The 17,129-nt window shown below is 72.7% G+C and carries 17 protein-coding genes; 11 read left to right on the top strand and 6 right to left on the bottom strand.

Annotated features, from left to right (window positions below):
* Nucleotides 1–67 precede the first annotated feature (67 nt).
* The 4 genes from cbiQ (at nt 68) to ACIQMR_RS21265 (ending at nt 3,672) form a co-directional block, all read left to right on the top strand.
* Nucleotides 68–829 (top strand): cobalt ECF transporter T component CbiQ, encoded by a 762-nt coding sequence (gene cbiQ / locus ACIQMR_RS21280; RefSeq protein ID WP_401389362.1) that lies wholly within the window; start codon nt 68–70, stop codon nt 827–829.
* Nucleotides 826–1,599 (top strand): energy-coupling factor ABC transporter ATP-binding protein, encoded by a 774-nt coding sequence (locus ACIQMR_RS21275; RefSeq protein ID WP_266378880.1) that lies wholly within the window; start codon nt 826–828, stop codon nt 1,597–1,599. The genes cbiQ and ACIQMR_RS21275 overlap by 4 nt, the downstream gene beginning before the upstream one ends.
* 101 nt (nt 1,600–1,700) lie before the next feature.
* Nucleotides 1,701–2,861 (top strand): serine hydrolase domain-containing protein, encoded by a 1,161-nt coding sequence (locus tag ACIQMR_RS21270; protein ID WP_401389599.1) that lies wholly within the window; start codon nt 1,701–1,703, stop codon nt 2,859–2,861.
* Between the two features lie 7 nt (nt 2,862–2,868).
* Nucleotides 2,869–3,672 (top strand): SDR family NAD(P)-dependent oxidoreductase, encoded by an 804-nt coding sequence (locus ACIQMR_RS21265; protein ID WP_401389358.1) that lies wholly within the window; start codon nt 2,869–2,871, stop codon nt 3,670–3,672.
* A gap of 32 nt (nt 3,673–3,704) precedes the next feature.
* Here ACIQMR_RS21265 and ACIQMR_RS21260 read toward each other — a convergent pair whose 3' ends face one another.
* The 3 genes from ACIQMR_RS21260 to ACIQMR_RS21250 form a co-directional block, all read right to left on the bottom strand.
* Entirely contained in the window at nt 3,705–4,556 is an 852-nt protein-coding gene (locus ACIQMR_RS21260) for an EamA family transporter (RefSeq protein ID WP_401389355.1), read from the bottom strand.
* Complete coding sequence (locus tag ACIQMR_RS21255; protein ID WP_401389352.1) at nt 4,553–5,047, bottom strand: YbaK/EbsC family protein; 495 nt, start codon at nt 5,045–5,047, stop codon at nt 4,553–4,555. Before ACIQMR_RS21255 ends, ACIQMR_RS21260 begins: the two co-directional genes overlap by 4 nt.
* A gap of 165 nt (nt 5,048–5,212) precedes the next feature.
* Nucleotides 5,213–6,835 (bottom strand): penicillin-binding transpeptidase domain-containing protein, encoded by a 1,623-nt coding sequence (locus ACIQMR_RS21250; protein ID WP_401389349.1) that lies wholly within the window; start codon nt 6,833–6,835, stop codon nt 5,213–5,215.
* 206 nt (nt 6,836–7,041) lie between these two features.
* Between ACIQMR_RS21250 and ACIQMR_RS21245 the strand changes: the two genes are divergently transcribed.
* On the top strand, nt 7,042–7,722 hold the full coding sequence (locus ACIQMR_RS21245) for a histone deacetylase (protein WP_401389346.1): 681 nt from the start codon (nt 7,042–7,044) through the stop codon (nt 7,720–7,722).
* A gap of 52 nt (nt 7,723–7,774) precedes the next feature.
* Here ACIQMR_RS21245 and ACIQMR_RS21240 read toward each other — a convergent pair whose 3' ends face one another.
* From ACIQMR_RS21240 to ACIQMR_RS21230, 3 genes are all read right to left on the bottom strand, one after another.
* On the bottom strand, nt 7,775–7,930 hold the full coding sequence (locus ACIQMR_RS21240) for a DUF6131 family protein (RefSeq protein ID WP_266378857.1): 156 nt from the start codon (nt 7,928–7,930) through the stop codon (nt 7,775–7,777).
* Nucleotides 7,931–8,135: 205 nt separating this feature from the next.
* Nucleotides 8,136–9,089: a hypothetical protein gene (locus ACIQMR_RS21235; RefSeq protein ID WP_401389343.1), complete on the bottom strand. Its 954-nt coding sequence runs from the start codon at nt 9,087–9,089 to the stop codon at nt 8,136–8,138.
* 257 nt (nt 9,090–9,346) lie between these two features.
* Nucleotides 9,347–11,068, bottom strand: a complete 1,722-nt coding sequence (locus ACIQMR_RS21230; protein WP_401389340.1) for a dolichyl-phosphate-mannose--protein mannosyltransferase — start codon at nt 11,066–11,068, stop codon at nt 9,347–9,349.
* Nucleotides 11,069–11,141: 73 nt separating this feature from the next.
* On the opposite strand from ACIQMR_RS21230, the gene rsmI reads away from it, so the two are divergent.
* From rsmI to ACIQMR_RS21200, 6 genes are all read left to right on the top strand, one after another.
* Nucleotides 11,142–12,020 (top strand): 16S rRNA (cytidine(1402)-2'-O)-methyltransferase, encoded by an 879-nt coding sequence (gene rsmI, locus ACIQMR_RS21225; protein ID WP_266378848.1) that lies wholly within the window; start codon nt 11,142–11,144, stop codon nt 12,018–12,020.
* Nucleotides 12,021–12,178: 158 nt separating this feature from the next.
* A complete protein-coding gene (locus ACIQMR_RS21220) occupies nt 12,179–12,631 on the top strand; it encodes a hypothetical protein (RefSeq protein WP_401389337.1) in 453 nt (150 codons plus the stop codon).
* Nucleotides 12,632–12,739: 108 nt separating this feature from the next.
* Complete coding sequence (locus tag ACIQMR_RS21215; RefSeq protein WP_401389334.1) at nt 12,740–13,615, top strand: TatD family hydrolase; 876 nt, start codon at nt 12,740–12,742, stop codon at nt 13,613–13,615.
* A gap of 180 nt (nt 13,616–13,795) precedes the next feature.
* Nucleotides 13,796–15,319, top strand: coding sequence for a ubiquitin-like domain-containing protein (locus tag ACIQMR_RS21210; protein WP_401389596.1), 1,524 nt, complete (start codon nt 13,796–13,798; stop codon nt 15,317–15,319).
* Nucleotides 15,316–16,188, top strand: coding sequence for a 16S rRNA (adenine(1518)-N(6)/adenine(1519)-N(6))-dimethyltransferase RsmA (gene rsmA / locus ACIQMR_RS21205; RefSeq protein ID WP_401389331.1), 873 nt, complete (start codon nt 15,316–15,318; stop codon nt 16,186–16,188). Before ACIQMR_RS21210 ends, rsmA begins: the two co-directional genes overlap by 4 nt.
* Nucleotides 16,185–17,078 carry a 4-(cytidine 5'-diphospho)-2-C-methyl-D-erythritol kinase gene (locus ACIQMR_RS21200; RefSeq protein ID WP_401389328.1) on the top strand — a complete coding sequence of 298 codons (894 nt, stop codon included), beginning with the start codon at nt 16,185–16,187 and terminating at the stop codon, nt 17,076–17,078. The genes rsmA and ACIQMR_RS21200 overlap by 4 nt, the downstream gene beginning before the upstream one ends.
* The last annotated feature ends 51 nt before the right edge of the window (nt 17,079–17,129 follow it).

The following is a 17,129-nucleotide window of genomic DNA, read 5'->3' as shown; positions in this document are numbered from 1 at the left end:
TATGCGGATGCGTATAGGGACCGGACGATGAGCACGAGGACCGGACGATGAGCACGAGGACCGGCGGATGAGTACGGGCCACGCCCACAAGCTCTACCGGCACGGACACTCGCCGGTCCATCAGCTGCCTCCGCACTGCAAGATCGCCGCGGCCCTGTGCTTCGTCCTCGTCGTGGTCTCCACTCCGCGCGAGGCGGTCTGGGCCTTCGGCCTGTACGCGGTGCTGCTGGGCGCGGTCGCCGCGCTGGCCCGCGTCCCGGCGGGCTTCCTGCTGCGCCGGCTGCTGATCGAGATCCCGTTCGTCGCGTTCGCGCTGCTCATGCCCTTCGTGGTGCCCGGCGAGCGAACCGAGTGGCTCGGGATCTCCCTCTCCGTGCCGGGGCTGTGGGGCGCCTGGAACATCCTCGCCAAGGGGACGCTCGGGGTCGCCACCTCCGTACTGCTCGCCTCGACGACCGAGCTGCGCTCGCTGCTCCTCGGACTGCAGCGGCTGCGGCTGCCGCCGCTCATGGTGCAGATCGCCTCCTTCATGATCCGCTACGGCGATGTGATCACCGACGAGATGCGGCGGATGTCCATCGCCCGCCGCTCGCGCGGCTTCGAGGCGCGCGGAGTGCGCCACTGGGGGGTGCTCGCCAAGTCCGCCGGCGCGCTGTTCATCCGCTCCTACGAGCGCGGTGAGCGGGTGCACCTGGCCATGGTCAGCCGCGGTTTCGCCGGCACCATGCCGGTGATCGACGAGGTGACCGCGTCCCGCGCGCAGTGGGCGTACGCCGCCGCGCTCCCGTTCTCGGCGCTCGCCGTCTGTCTGCTTGGCTGGACCCTATGACCTCGCACCCCGCGGCCGCCGCCCCGCCGTCCCTCGACGTGCGCGGGCTCGCGTACGCCTACCCCGACGGCCACCAGGCCCTCTTCGGCGTCGACCTGACCGTCGCCCGGGGCGAACGGGTCGCTCTGCTGGGCCCCAACGGCGCGGGCAAGACCACCCTGGTCCTCCACCTCAACGGCATCCTCACCGGCGGTGCCGGCACGGTCACCGTCGCGGGTCTGCCCGTCGGCAAGCAGCACATGGCCGAGATCCGGCGAAAGGTCGGCATCGTTTTCCAGGACCCGGACGACCAGCTGTTCATGCCGACGGTGCGGGAGGACGTCGCCTTCGGTCCGGCCGCGGCCGGGATGCGCGGCGCGGAGCTGGAGAAGCGGGTGCGCGGGGCGCTCGACCAGGTCGGCATGGCGGAGTACCTCGAGCGGCCGCCGCACCACCTCTCCTTCGGCCAGCGCCGCCGGGTCGCGGTCGCGACCGTCCTCGCGATGGAGCCGGAGATCCTCGTCCTCGACGAGCCCTCGTCGAATCTCGACCCGGCCTCGCGCCGTGAACTCGCCGACATCCTGCGCTCGTTGGACGTCACCGTGCTGATGGTCACGCACGACCTGCCGTACGCGCTGGAGCTGTGCCCCCGTGCGGCGATCCTCAGCGAGGGCGTGATCGCGGCCGACGGCCGCACCCAGGACCTGCTGGCCGATCCCGCGCTGATGAGCGCGCACCGGCTGGAGCTGCCCTTCGGCTTCGACCCGCGTGCCGTGGCGACGGGCGCCTGACCGAGCCGAGCCGCGTCCGTGACCGACCCGGAATCGGGGTCCGCTCCGCCACGTTGCACCATGGAGTGACCGGCAGGTCGGAACAGCAGGGAGCGGTGGACGTGGACGTCCAGGGCACGGTCGCGGAAGGCTTCGAGCCGGTCCGCGAGGCGTTCATACGCAACTTCGAGGCACGGGGGGAGCGCGGTGCGGCCGTCGCCGTCTACCGGGACGGAGTGAAGGTCGTCGACCTCTGGGGCGGCGTGCGGGACGTCGACGGCACCGAGCCGTGGGCCGTGGACACCGCACAGGTCGTGCGCTCGGCGACCAAGGGCGTCGCCGCCGCCGTTCCGCTGCTGCTGCACCAGCGCGGACAGCTGGACCTGGACGCGCCCGTCGGCACGTACTGGCCGGAGTTCAAGGGAGCCGGCAAGGAGCGGGCCCTCGTACGGCATCTGCTCTCGCACCGGGCCGGGGTGCCGGCGCTGGAGCGGCCGCTCACCGTGGAGGAGGCCGCCGACGGCACGTCCGGCGCCCGGGCCGTCGCCGCACAGGCCCCCGCCTGGGAGCCCGGCACCGACCACGGCTACCACGCCCAGACCTACAGCTGGCTGCTGTCGGAACTCGTACGCCGGGTCACCGGGCGCACCATCGGCCGCTGGACGGCCGAGGAGCTGGCCCGGCCGCTCGGCCTGGACCTCTGGATCGGCGCACCCGCCGAAGAGGCCCACCGCATCGGCCGGATCGGCCCGGTCGAGGAACCGCCCACGGCGGCCGGCGGGGGACTGAAACTGCGGCCCAAGAGGTCCGTGGCCGAGGCCTACCGCGACCCGGACTCCCTCACCCGGCGCGCCTTCGGCGCGATCCACCCGCTGCCGGACGAGAACGACCCGCTCTACCGCGCGGCCGAACTTCCCGCCTCCAACGGCATCTCCACCGCCCGGGCGCTGGCCCGCTTCTACGCGGCGACGATCGGCGAGGTCGACGGCCACCGTCTGTTCGCCCCCGCCACCCTCACCCTCGCCCGCACCGAGGAGTCGGCGGGCCCCGACCGGGTCCTCGTCGTCGGCACCCGCTTCGGCCTCGGCTACATGCTCCACGGACCGGCCTCCCCGCTGCTCGGCCCCGGCTCCTTCGGCCACCCGGGCCGCGGCGGCTCGCTGGGCCTCGCCGACCCGGAATCGGGCATCGCCCTCGGGTACGTCACCAACGGCATGCGCAAGGGGGTCACGGCGGACCCGCGCGCCCAGGCTCTGGTCAGGGCGGTCCGCGCGGCGACATGATCGGCGGATGCAGCGTTTCGAGGGGTACGGCGTACTGATCACCGGAGCGGGACAGGGGATCGGCGAGGCGATCGCCCGCAGACTCGCCTCCGAAGGAGCCCGTGTCCTGGTCACCGATCTCGACGGAGAACGGGCCGCCGCGACCGCACGGACCATCCCGCGCGCCGTGTCGTTCCCCTGCGACGTCGCCGACCGGGCCGCCGTCGAGGCGGCCGTGGCGTGCGCCGTCGAGGAGTTCGGCGGCCTCGACGTCCTCGTCAACAACGCCTACGCCTGCGCCCTCGACGCCCCGTTGTTCGAGGACCAGCCCGACGACACCTGGCAGCGGGACCTCGACATCGTCCTCACCGGTGCCTTCCGGTGTGCCCGCGCCGCCCTCCCGTACCTGGCGAACGCCAAAGGCCGTGGTGCGATCGTCAACATCGGCTCCGTCAACGCCGAGCAGGACTTCGGCAACCACGCCTACAGCGCGGCCAAAGCGGGCCTCGCCTCCCTCACCCGCACCCTCGCCGGTGACGCGGGCCCCCGCGGGGTACGCGTCAACCAGATCAACCCGGGCACGGTCCGCACCCCAGGCTGGTCCGGCCGCGAACGCCACCTCGACGCCCTCGCCGGCGTCTACCCGCTGGGCCGTGTCGGCACCCCGGACGACATCGCCGCCGCGGTCGCCTTCCTGGCGTCCACCGACGCCGCCTGGATCACGGGCACGACGCTCCGGGTCGACGGCGGCCTGCTGGCGGTGAACACCGGCTTCACCCGGACCGTTTCGGATGCCGACGGCGACGGCGACGGCGACCGCGACGGCGACTGAGGGACGGCGCCGGCGACTGGCGACCGCCGGCGTCAGCCCGTCTGCAGCATCAGCCCGATCCCGACCACCATCAGGCCCGCCGCCGCGATGCGCGGGCCGCCGAAGCGTTCCTTGAAGAACAGCGCGCCGATGGCCGCGCCGACGATGATCGAGGACTCGCGAAGGGCCGCGACGGGCGCCAGTGGGGCGCGCGTCTGCGCCCAGAGGACCAGACCGTAGGCGAAGAGCGAGAGGACCGCGCCGAGGAGTCCGCGGACGGCGTAGGGCCGCAGACGAGGGAGCAGGGAACCGCCGAACCGTCGCACGGCCCAGGCCGGGATGAGCACGCCCTGAAGGACCATCAGCCAGGCGATGTAGGCGACGGAGGAGCCGGAGGCGCGGACCCCGACGCCGTCGACGACGGTGTACGCGGCGATCGACAGACCCGTGGCGAGCGCGGCGAGCAGGGCCGGCCAGTGCGGACGGCCGCCCGTGCCGCGAAGGCCCCACAGCGCGACCCCGACGAGACCGGCGGAGGCGACGGCGACACCCGTGAGCTGCCAGGTGGTCAGCTCCTCGTCCACGAGGAGGGCGGCGAGCACGGTGACGACCAGCGGCGCCGTGCCCCTCGCGATCGGGTACATCTGGCCGAAGTCGCCGAGGCTGAACGACCGCATCAGCAGCAGCTGGTAGCCGAGGTGCAGCAACGCGGACGCGACGAGGTACGGCCAGGCCGCGGCGTGCGGCAGCGGCAGGAAGCAGGCCGTCACCGCACCGATCGCCGCCGCGCAGCCGCCGATCAGGGTGAACGCGACGACCTGGTCCTTGATCGCGTGCGCCATCGCGTTCCAGCCGGCGTGCGTGATCGCGGCGACGAGGACCGCCGCCGCGACGGCGACGCTCACGCGGAGCGCTCGCGCACGTCCACGAGGACCGCGCCGGAGTGCGCGATCACGGACGTGGGGTCGAGCGGGAACACCGTGTGCGGGGTCCCGGCGGCCGCCCAGACCACGGCGTGGTCGAGGAGCCCGCGGTCGGCCAGCACCCGCGTCCTCGTCCGGTGCCCGAAGGGCGGGACGCCGCCGATCGCGTACCCCGTCGTCTCCCGCACCAGGTCCGCGTTCGCCCGCTTGACGGCCGACGCGTCCAGTTCCTGGCGTACCCGCTCCACGTCCACCCGTGAGGAGCCGTCCATCAGCACCAGCACCGGCTCCCCGTCCGCCTCGAAGATCAGCGACTTGACGATCTCGCTGACGTCGCAGCCGATGGCGGCCGCGGCCTCCGCCGCCGTGCGGGTGGCGTCGGGGAAGCGGCGCACCTCGACCTCCAGGCCCAGCTCGCGCAGGGCCTCGGCGAACCGGGGGTGGGCATGCGTGGTGGCATCAGGAGTGCTCATGGCCCGCCACGCTAGCGGTACCTGTATGGGCCATGCGACCGCGTTCCGGTCGGTGGACCGGCGTTCCGGGACCGCGCACCGAAGCCCGGCCCGGTCCCGGCCCCCACCCCGGACCCGGCCGCAACCTTGGACCCGGCCCCGGCCCCTGTCGGGCTCGGCCCGGCGTCAGCCCGCCTTCAGCACCGACGCCACCAACGGGCCCGCCGCGTCCCCGCCGTGCCCGCCGGCCTGGACCACGGCGGCCGCGGCCAGGTCCCCGGAGAACCCGGAGAACCAGCTGTTGGACGTGGCCTGCCCGTCAACCTCGGCGGACCCGGTCTTCGCGCCCTTGTCCCCGGGGACACCGGCCATCGCGTTAGCCGCCGTACCCCAGTTGGCGGTCGCCCGCATCATGTCGCGCAGCTGGCGCCAGACCGAGCCCGACAGGGGCCGGGTGGCACTGGCCAGTTCGCGGTCGTCCAGCGAACGAGGCACGATGACCGGCTGCTTGAAGCCGCCGTTCTTCGCGGTCGCCGTGATGGACGCGACGGTGAGCGCGTTCATCTGGACCGTGCCCTGCCCGATGTACTGCGCCGCGGCCTCGCCGCCGTTCGCCGGGGGCACATTGCCGTCGAACGTCCGCACCCCGGTGTTCCAGGAGAGCCCGATGCCGAAGGTGCCCCGGGCGATCTCCGACAGCGCGGCATCGTTGTCGACGTCGTCGATCTGCTTGATGAAGGCGGTGTTGCAGGAGCGCGCGAAGCTCTTGGTGAACGTGTCGTTCTCGATCCCGAAGTGGTCCAGGTTGTGGAAGGTCCGGCCCTGGTACATGACCTCCTTCGGGCACTCCACCTTCCGGTCCGCGGCCACGAGTCCCTTGTCCAGCAGCAGTGCCGCCGTCACGATCTTCATCGTCGAGCCGGGCGCCTGGGTGCCGCTCAGCGCCGCGTTGAAGCTGTCCTTGCGGTTGTTGGCGACGGCGCGGATCTCGCCCGTGCTCGGCTTGATGGCCACGACCGACGCCTCGCTGTGGCGCTTCACCGCCTTCTCGGCGGCGGCCTGGACGCCGGCGTCCAGCGTCGTCCGCAGCAGACCCGGCTTTCCCTCGGCCAGCGTCAGGAGTGTCGTGTCCGCCCCGCCGGCGCTGGTGATCACCAGCTCCACGCCCGCCTCGCCGCCCGCCTTGTCGCCGTACTTCTGGCGCAGCTGGTCCAGCACCGGCCCGAGGGAGGGGTACTTCTCCTTCGTCAGCTCCTCGCCGTTGCGGTCGACCGCCTTGATCGGCGGCTGGGCGGCGGGGCCCGTCCTGAGCTGCTTGTTCCGGTCGAGCTGGGGATGGACGACGGACGGTGTCCAGTCGACGAGCGGGCGCCCGCTGGTCAGTCCGCGGACGACGGTGAGTTCGGAGCTGTACGTCCAGGGCTTGCTCTGCCCCTCGTACGTGACCGTCGCGCTGACCGTGAACGGCACCTTCGCGCCCACGGCCGCGCCCTGCTTCATCGTCACCTCGGTCACGTGGGCGCTCTCCCGGAACGCGGCGATCGAGGGCTCCGCGCCTGCCTCGTTGTTGGTGAGCTGCGCGGCGAGCGGCGCTTCCCCCGACGCCCAGGCCGCGAGGAAGTGCTTCGCGGTCGTACGGATCTCCTCGGTGCTCGGCGGACCCGACTTCTTCGTCGTGACCCCGGACTTGGACTCCGTACCGCCGCTTCCTCCGCCGTCCACCAGCACGTTGTACGCGCCGTAGCTGACGCCGCCGGCGAACAGGATGAACACGCCGCCGATGACGGCGACCTTTGCTCCGCTGCGCATCGCAGTCCCCTCCCCAGGAGCCCCCTCTTACTTGAACGCGTTCAAGGGGCGTTTGTCGGGCACTCTACGGGACAGGAGTGAGGCGGGGGACGGACGTTACCGGACTGTGGCGCGCCGAGCGCCGCCGCACAGCCGAGGTGGGCAGGGCGCCGAGGCGGGTAGGGCGACGGAGCGGGTAGGGCGACGAAGCGGGTAGGGCAAGAGCCATGAACCGCACCCGCGACATCGACCCGGCGCTTCCCGCCGGCAGTTCGCCCCACCAGGTCTGGTACACCGCGTACGGCTCCAACACCCACCTGGAGCGCCTGTCGTACTACCTCGCGGGAGGCCGCCCGCAGGGCGCGTCCAGGACCTACCCCGGCTGCCGCGACCCCCGCCCGCCTGCCGCGTCCGTTCCGGTGGAACTCCCGGGCGCCCTGTACTTCGCCACGCACTCCCCGGTGTGGGACGGCGGACGCGCGTTCCACGACCCGGCCGCACCCGGCCGGATCCGCGCCCGTGCCCACCTGGTCACCGCCGCCCAGTTCTCCGACATCGCGGCCCAGGAGATGTACCGCGAGCCGGGAACGGACCTGGACGTCACCGAGGCCCTCGGCGGCGGCAGGTCCGTACTCGGCAGCGGGCGCTACGAAACCCTCGTCTGTCCCGGAACGCTCGACGGCGTTCCCGTCCTGACCTTCACGGCACCCTGGGGACTCCACGACATCGAGTGGACGTGCCCCTCCGTCGCCTATCTGCGGCACCTGGCGGCAGGTCTGCTGGAGACCGGTGCCTGGCCGGGCCCCGACATCGCCGCCTATCTCGCGGCCTGCCCGGGCGCCGCCGGCCACTGGACGCCTCAGGCCGTCGCCACTCTCATGGCGGGGCCCGACGGGCTCGCACCGTGAAGGGGGAAGCCGTCGGACCCGCGCTGGACGCTCGGCAGAATCGGTCAGCAGGTCAGTAGTAGTGCCGCCGGCCGCCGATCGCGTGCCCGAACGCTCCGAGCACCCAGAGCAAGGCCCCGACGGCGATCAGGATGATCCCGATCGTCGACAGTATGCCCATGCCGACCACCAAACCGATGATCAGTAGGATGAGTCCGAGGATGATCATTTCGTCCTCCAGTCCGGAACCCCCCACTGATCCGAACCTTGCCGCTCCAGGCCGTCGCAAACCACCCCGGGCCCACCCACTTCGGGCACCCGCACCGCTGGACCCGGCTGACCGCAACATCATCCTGTCGCACCGGTCGTCCCCATGGACGTACGGGCCGGCGCGGGACACCGGCGGGCGGTCCGCCGCCCGCCGGCATCGCCGTTCAACGATCGCAGTTGATGTTCTGCATCGGCGTGGCGCCGGCCGAGCTGAGCGCCCACGTCGTGCCGGTCCAGATGACGTAGGGATTCACGGCGGCGCCCATTCCTGACGCCGTGCTGAAGCCCTGGCCGGTGACGGCGTTGCAGATGGCTTGCGCTTCGATACCCGCGAGCCGGATGTCGAGACCGTTGATCCTCGGCCCGGAACACGAGGAGGTGGTCGCCGTCGTGTTGGTGCTCGCACACGTCAGCGTCGCGCCGCGCACGATCTGGGTCGCGAGGAACTGACCGAAGACCGGTTGAGGTGTTCCCGGTCCCTGCGGCCCGGTCGCACCCTGTGTGCCTTGCGCGCCTTGGGGCCCGGTCTCGCCCGGCGTGCCGGGTGTGCCCTGGATGCCTTGGGGCCCGGTCTCGCCTGGCGTACCCGGCGTGCCTTGGATGCCCTGGGGCCCGATCTCGCCCTGCGGTCCCGCCTGCCCGGTGCCACCCTGCAGTCCCTGCAGTCCCTGCGGACCCGTCGGCCCGGTGTCGCCCTGCGGGCCTGTCGGGCCGGCGCCACCTTGGGGTCCCGTCGGGCCGGTCGCACCCTGCGGGCCTGTCGGGCCGGTGCCACCCTGCGGGGCCGTCGGCCCGGTGGCACCCTGAGGACCCGCCGGCCCGGTGGCACCCTGAGGTCCCTGCGGCCCGGCGGGCCCCACCTTGCACCGGTCGTACCTGCCGTTGCCCAGGAGGCCGGGCAGGCCGAAGTGGTCGCCCCTGCCGTCCCGGCAGTCATCGCCGCCGACGCCACGTACCGAAGCCGTGCCCGCCGGCAGCGCGCTCGACGGGGTCGCCACAGCCGGTTCGGCGACGCCGAGCACCGCGAGGGTCAGCAACGCCGCAGCGCTGCCGACGTGCCGCCTGCCGTGCCCGGGCAGCGGCCCCATGCCGGGCCGCGTCTGCTTCTCAGGACTCATGCTCAAGTGCTCCTCGGAAAGCCACGAATGGACGCGGAAGCCCTGCTAGCAGGCGTCCTCCGGCAGGATTTCGCCGCGCCGCGCGGTCCCGGCGACAGGCGCGCCGCACGATCAAGCGATCGGTCCAGCACGAAGTCCCGGGCGGTCCGTGGGGCCGGCCGTGGGCCGTCGTGCTACGGACCGGCACAGCCAGGGACGACCATCAACAACCAGAACGGGCCCGGCACCTCCAGGTGCCGGGCCCGCCGTCGTGCCTGCTAGACCCAGGTGTCCAGCCACATCCTGTTGCGCCAGTCGTCCATCGGGATCGACTGGCCCGTGTAGAGCGGCCAGAAGTAGATGAAGTTCCAGACGATGAGCAGCACCAGCACGCCCGCGCCCACCGCGCCGATCGTTCTGCGGCGTTCGTCCGAGCCCGCCGGGCCGATGATCGCGCCCAGCAGCATCGCGACCGCCAGGCACAGGAACGGCACGAAGACGACCGCGTAGAAGAGGAAGATCGTGCGCTCCTGGTACAGGAACCACGGCGCCCAGCCCGCAGCGACCCCGCAGGCGATCGCGCCCGCGCGCCAGTCGCGGCGGAACGCCCAGCGCCACAGGACGTAGACGAGGGCGAAGCAGGCCACCCACCACAGCAGGGGGGTGCCGATCGCCAGGACCTCGCTGGCGCACTTGTCGGCGGCGGTGGCGGGGCAGCCGGCGGTGCCGGCGGACGGGTCCTCGTAGAAGTAGGAGACGGGACGGCCGAGGACGATCCAGCTCCACGGGTTGGACTCGTACGTATGACCCGACGTCAGGTTGACGTGGAACTGGAAGACCTCGGTCTCGTAGTGCCAGAAGCTGCGCAGCCAGTCGGGGAACAGCCAGCTCCAGGAACTGCCGCTTCCTTCGTTCGTCGCCCAGTCGCGGAAGTAGCCCTTGTCGGTGACGAGCCAGCCGGTCCAGGACGCGAGGTACGTGGCGATGACCACCGGCAGCGCGGTGAACGCCGGCAGGAAGTCGCGCTTCAGCATGGACAGGTACGGCCGCACCGCGCCCGCCGTCTTCCGGGCGCCCACGTCCCACAGCACCGTCATCAGACCGAACGCCGCCAGGATGTACAGGCCGTTCCACTTCGTGCCGATCGCCAGGCCCAGCATCACCGCGGCCGCGATCCGCCACGGGCGCCACCCCATCCGCAGGGTGTCCGCGATCCGCGCGTCGGGCCGCAGCACTCCCTCCGCGTCCATCGGCAGTGCGTCCGCCAGCCGCTGTCTCGCCCGGTCGCGGTCGATCAGCAGACAGCCGAAGGCAGCCAGCACGAAGAACATCAGCACCTGGTCGAGCAGCGCGGTGCGGCTCATCACGAAGTGCAGCCCGTCCACGGCGAGCAGCGCCCCCGCGAGACAGCCCAGGAACGTCGACCGGAACAGCCGCCTGCCGATCCGGCACAGCATCAGCACGGACAGCGTGCCGAGCACGAAGACCATGAAACGCCAGCCGAACGGGGTGAACCCGAACAACTGCTCACCGAGCCCGATGACCCACTTGCCCACGGGCGGATGCACCACGTAGCCGGGATCCACCGGCACGGCGACCGCGTCCGGGTTCTTCAGGATCGCCTTGTCGATGTCCTTCGGCCAGGAGCCCTCGTACCCCTGGTTGATCAGTGCCCAGGCGTCCTTCGCGTAGTACGTCTCATCGAATATCACCGCCTTGGGGTGGCCCAGATGCCACAGCCGCAGCAGCCCCGCCACGAGCGCCACCAGCAGCGGCCCGCCCCACGCCGTCAGCCGCTCCACCCGGCGCGCCGCTCCCGGCGGCACGCCGAGCAGCGACCACAGCCGGTCGGAGGGCCGGGTGTACGGCGGCACCAGCCGCTCGCGCAGCCCGATGCCGGGCCGGGGCGCATGGCCGAATCTGCGCAGGCGCTGCTGCCAGGACGACGGCTGTTCGGCGGCGGCCTGACCGTGCAGGGCCCGTGGGGCGGTACTGGTCACCGCGCCATCGTAGGGAACGCGTCTGTGCGAAGGGTGTGGCCCGCCCTGGGAGGATGGCTCTGTGACTGGATCGGTGACTGGAACGCTCGTACTCGCAGGGACGCCCATCGGTGATGTGGCGGACGCCCCGCCGCGCCTGGCGGCCGAACTGGAGACCGCCGACGTGGTCGCCGCGGAGGACACCCGGCGGCTGCGCCGGCTCACCCAGGCCCTCGGCGTGCACACCCGCGGCCGGGTCGTGTCGTACTTCGAGGGCAACGAGTCGGCCCGTACGCCGGAACTGGTGGAGGCGCTGGAGGGCGGTGCGCGGGTGCTGCTGGTCACCGACGCCGGAATGCCCTCCGTCTCCGACCCCGGCTACCGGCTGGTCGCCGCGGCCGTCGAGAAGGACATCAAGGTCACGGCGGTGCCCGGCCCGTCCGCCGTGCTGACCGCGCTGGCACTGTCCGGGCTGCCCGTGGACCGCTTCTGTTTCGAGGGCTTCCTGCCGCGCAAGGCGGGCGAGCGTCTCGGCCGGCTCCGCGAGGTCGCCGGCGAACGCCGCACCCTCGTCTACTTCGAGGCGCCGCACCGCCTCGACGACACGCTGGCGGCCATGGCCGAGGCGTTCGGCGCCGACCGCAGGGCCGCCGTCTGCCGCGAGCTGACGAAGACGTACGAGGAAGTGAAGCGCGGCGGCCTCGGTGAACTGGCCGCGTGGGCGGCCGAGGGCGTACGCGGCGAGATCACGGTCGTCGTCGAGGGCGCCCCGGCGCCGGGGCCGGCCGAGCTGGACGCGGACGAGCTGGTGCGCAGGGTGCGGGTGCGCGAGGAGGCCGGGGAGCGGCGCAAGGAGGCCATCGCGGCGGTCGCGGCTGACGCGGGCGTACCCAAACGAGAGGTGTTCGACGCGGTCGTCGCGGCAAAGAACGCGGCAGGATCGGGCCCCTCGGATCGCAAAGGTCTATCGTGAAAAGCAAAGCTCGGACCGCGTGATCAAGCCTTCTGGAATGCGCCGGCCAAATCCTCCTCAATGAGCCGGAAGGTCTGATGCGCTCCCGCCGGAACAGGCGTCCACTGAAAGGACACACCCCCGGTGCGGCCGGGGGCGGTGGACCAGGAGGAGCTGGCATGAGTGAGACAGCGGGCACCCCGAGCGACGCGCGACCCATCCCGGTCGCCGCACCCGAGACGGTGCAGGAGTCCTACGCCTTCGCCTGCATGAGGTGCGGCTACGGCTGGGAGCAGACCTACGACATCGAGCACCACATCGACGGCGACGGCCGGCCGTTCTTCATGTACCGCGCACAGGGACAGCTCGTCCCCTCCCCGCTGAACCGGCTCACCTGCCTCAACTGCGGCGAGCAGAAGGTCCGCATCATGCGCGCCGGGCAGGTCTCGGGCGTCGCCGAGACCCTGCGCCGCCAGCACTTCGCGCCCCCCAACTTCGCCATCGCCGGGCCCGTCCCGTCCTCCGAGCCGGAGCCGAGGGCCGCCAGGCACCGCCAGGACGCCGGGCCCGAAGCGGCCGTGCGGCGCCGGGGTCTCGGGGACATGCTCCGCGGTCTGCACCGCCGCCGGTAGGGCGGTGGCCGCGGCCCGTGGCCGAGGTGAGGCGGGCCGGAGACCGGAGACCGGGGCAGAGGCGGAGGGGTCGGAGGCCATCGTCACGGTCCTCGTACGATCGTGGTCATGAGCGCCAAGACCGACGAGACGCCCCCGCCGCTGCCCGCCCCGCTGCGTGTGCCGGTCGCCGATTCGCACACCCACCTGGACATGCAGAGCGGCACCGTCGAGGAAGGTCTGCGGAAGGCGGCCTCGGTCGGTGTGACGACCGTCGTCCAGGTGGGATGCGACATCAAGGGCTCCCGCTGGGCGGCCGATACGGCCGCCGCGCACGAGAACGTATGGGCGGCCGTCGCCCTGCACCCCAACGAGGCCCCGCGGATCGTCCACGGCGATCCCGACGGCTGGTCACGGCAGGGCACACGGGAAGCCGGCGGCGACGCCGCCCTCGACGAGGCCCTGGCCGAGATCGACCGGCTGGCCGGACTCGACCCCGTACGAGCCGTCGGCGAGACGGGGCTCGACCACTTCCGTACGGGCCCGGAAGGCATCGCCGCCCAGGAGCGCTCCTTCCGCGCCCATATCGAGATCGCCAAGCGGCACGGCAAGGCGCTCGTCATCCACGACCGTGACGCGCACGCCGACGTGCTGCGCATCCTCGCCGAGGAAGGCGCCCCCGAGCGCACGGTGTTCCACTGCTACTCCGGCGACGCGGACATGGCCAGGATCTGCGCGGACGCCGGGTACTTCATGTCGTTCGCGGGCAACGTGACCTTCAAGAACGCCCAGCCGCTGCGTGACGCGCTCGCCGTCGCCCCGCTGGAACTCGTCCTCGTGGAGACCGACGCGCCCTTCCTGACACCCGCGCCGTACCGCGGACGGCCCAACGCGCCGTATCTCGTTCCGGTCACGGTCCGTGCGATGGCCGCGGTGCGGGGGATCGACGAGGACGCCATGTCGGAGGCGATCGCGGCCAACACGGCCCATGCCTTTGATTACTGAAGGATAACAATTCGTCACCTTCTGGAGGGAACCGACAGGTTCCGGCGGCGCGACACCGGATGACACCGAGTAGCCGTCCTGCTTTGGAGAGTGACGGCGACCCGCTAGGGTCCCGGCCTCGTGAGCACTTCGCAGGGCAGTCACCGTGCAGCGCGCGGCGGTCGTCGCGCCGCCAGGCTCATGGAGCCTCCTCCGCCGCCTGTGCCGCCGGGCCCGGTCCAGGCCCCGGTCCGGGCTCCGGCCAGGGCGCGGGACTCGGACGTGTCGCCCTACGCGCCGACCGTGGCGGCGTTCCTGCCCGGGCCGGGGTCCGGGCCAGGTGCCGGACCGAGAACCGGCCCTGGTCCAGGGCGCGGACCGGGTCCCGGGCCGGGACGCGACACGGGAGCGGAAGCCGGTCCTCATGCCGGACCGGAAGCCGGCTCCGAGGCCCGGCGCGAGGCCGGCCTCGCCGCCGGACCGGAAGCCGGCCCTGCCGGCGGCCCCGGCACAGGCACAGGCACCCACGATCCGGCGGTACCCGCCACCCCGGCACCACCACCCGCCGGCGGCCGCGCCGAGGCCCGTCGCGCAGCCCGCCGCCGCAGGACGGGCCCGCTCGCCCGCAGCCGCCCCGACAGCCTGCGCCGCCTCATCCCCCAGGCCCTCGTCGTCGCCTTCCTCGCGGGCGGCACCACCGCCTTCGTCGCCGCCGACAAGGGCGTCCGTCTCAGCGTCGACGGCGTACCCCGCACGCTGCACACCTTCGCCGACGACGTGGGCGAACTGCTCGCCGACGAGGGCCTTGCCGTCGGCGAGCACGACATCGTCGCCCCCGCACCGGACGCCGACCTCGAAGACGGCGACGAGGTCGTCGTCCGCTACGGCCGCCCCGTCACCCTCACCATCGACGGCCACCGCCGCCAGGTGTGGACCACCGCACGCACCGTCGCGGACGCCCTGCACCAGGTCGGGGTGCGCGCGGAGGGCGCGCACCTGTCCGCCTCCCGCTCCCTGCCGATCTCCCGCGAGGGCCTGGCCCTTGACGTCAGAACCGAGCGGAAGGTGACCTTCATGGCCGACGGCCGTGAACACACCATCCGTACGAACGCGTCCACCGCACAGCAGGCGGTCGAGGAGGCCGGCATCACCCTCGGCGGCCAGGACACCACCTCCGTACCGCCCGGCAGCTTCCCGCGCGACGGCCAGACCATCACGGTCATGCGCATCACCGACACCGAGCAGGTCCGCGAGGAGCCCATCCCGTACACCACCGTGCGGACGGAGGACCCGGCCCTGCACACCGGCACCGAAGTCGTCGAACAGCAGGGGCGCACCGGCACCCGGCAGGTCACCTACGCCCTGCGCACCGTCAACGGCGTCCGGCAGAAACCGAGGAAGGTCTCCGAGGCGGTCCTGCGGCCACCGGTGACGCAGCGGGTCAGAGTCGGCACGAAGCCGCTGCCGGACTCGGTCGCCGGCGCCGACGGGCTGAACTGGGCGGCACTCGCGCAGTGCGAGTCCGGCGGGCGGCCCGACGCGGTCGACCCGTCGGGGACGTACGGCGGGCTGTACCAGTTCGACACCCGCACCTGGCAGTCGCTCGGCGGCAGCGGAAGACCTCAGGACGCCCCGGCCGAGGAACAGACGTACCGGGCGAAGAAGCTCTACCTGCAGCGGGGGTCGAGCCCGTGGCCGCACTGCGGCCGTAGGCTGTACGGGTGAGCACCACCACCGGACCCGACAGCCCCGACGCCCTCCTCGGCCCCGCCGACATCCGGGAACTGGCCGCAGCGCTTGGCGTACGCCCCACCAAGCAGCGCGGCCAGAACTTCGTCATCGACGCCAACACGGTCCGCCGGATCGTCCGTACCGCCGAGGTGCGCCCCGACGACGTGGTGGTGGAGGTCGGGCCAGGACTCGGCTCGCTCACCCTCGCGCTGCTGGAGGCCGCGGACCGGGTCACGGCCGTCGAGATCGACGACGTGCTCGCGGCCGCGCTGCCGACGACGATCGCCGCGCGGATGCCCGCGAAGAAGGACCGCTTCGCACTGGTCCACTCCGACGCGATGCATGTGCGGGAACTGCCAGGACCGGCGCCGACCGCGCTGGTCGCGAACCTCCCGTACAACGTGGCGGTGCCGGTCCTGCTGCACATGCTGGACCGGTTCCCGACCATCGAGCGCACGCTCGTCATGGTGCAGGCGGAGGTCGCCGACCGGCTCGCCGCACGCCCCGGGAACAAGGTGTACGGCGTCCCGTCGGTGAAGGCCAACTGGTACGCGGAGGTCAAGCGCGCCGGAGCCATCGGCCGCAACGTCTTCTGGCCCGCGCCCAACGTCGACTCCGGGCTCGTCTCCCTCGTCCGCAGGACCGAGCCGGTCAGGACGACCGCTTCCAAGAGCGAGGTCTTCGCTGTCGTCGACGCGGCCTTCGCGCAGCGCCGCAAGACCCTGCGCGCCGCGCTCGCCGGCTGGGCGGGCTCCCCGCCGGCCGCCGAGGAGGCACTGGTGGCGGCGGGCGTCTCCCCGCAGGCGCGTGGAGAATCCCTGACGGTGGAGGAGTTCGCACGCATCGCGGAGGCCAAGAAGTGAGCGTCACGGTACGAGTGCCGGCCAAGGTCAACGTCCAGCTGGCGGTGGGTGCCGCGCGGCCCGACGGCTACCACGACCTCGCCAACGTCTTCCTCGCCGTCGGGCTGTACGACGAGGTCACCGTCACCCCGGCCGAGTCGCTGACCGTCACCTGCGCCGGCCCCGACGCGGGCCAGGTGCCGCTGGACCGTACGAACCTCGCCGCCCGGGCCGCGGAGCTGCTCGCCGGCCGGTACGGCATCGACCCGGCCGTCCACATCCACATCGCCAAGGACATCCCCGTCGCCGGCGGCATGGCGGGCGGCAGCGCCGACGGCGCGGGCGCGCTGCTCGCGTGCGACGCCCTGTGGTCCACCGGGGCCTCACGGCAGGAACTGCTCGACATCTGCGCCGAACTCGGCAGCGATGTGCCGTTCAGCCTCGTCGGCGGCGCGGCGCTGGGTACGGGCCGCGGCGAGCGGCTCACCGAACTGCCCGTCGGCGGCGCCTTCCACTGGGTCTTCGCGGTCGCCGACGGCGGACTCTCGACCCCCGCCGTCTACCGCGAGTTCGACCGTCTGAACGAGGGCGCCCACGTCCCCGACCCGGTCGCCTCCCCCCTGCTCCTCGACGCCCTGCGCACCGGCGACCCGGGCGCCCTCGCCGCGGCGCTCGTGAACGACCTCCAGCCCGCCGCGCTCTCGCTGCGGCCGTCCCTCGCGGACACCCTCGCGGCCGGAACCGACGCGGGCGCGCTCGCCGCGCTCGTCTCGGGCTCCGGCCCGACAACGGCGTTCCTCGTGAAGGACGACGAAGCGGCCCGGCAGGTCGCCGAGGCACTCCTGGCCTCCGGCACCTGCCGTACGGCCCGCGTGGCCCTGGCTCCGGCGCCCGGCGCGACGGTCCTCTGAACGGTTCTCCAGACGGTCCTCCAGATGGCGCCCGCGCCGGGGCTCCGAGCG

The sequence above is a fragment of the Streptomyces sp. NPDC091376 genome (assembly GCF_044757085.1).
In the GTDB taxonomy this organism is placed as follows: Bacteria; Actinomycetota; Actinomycetes; order Streptomycetales; family Streptomycetaceae; genus Streptomyces; species Streptomyces pratisoli.
This window is presented reverse-complemented; position numbering and strand designations above follow the sequence as displayed.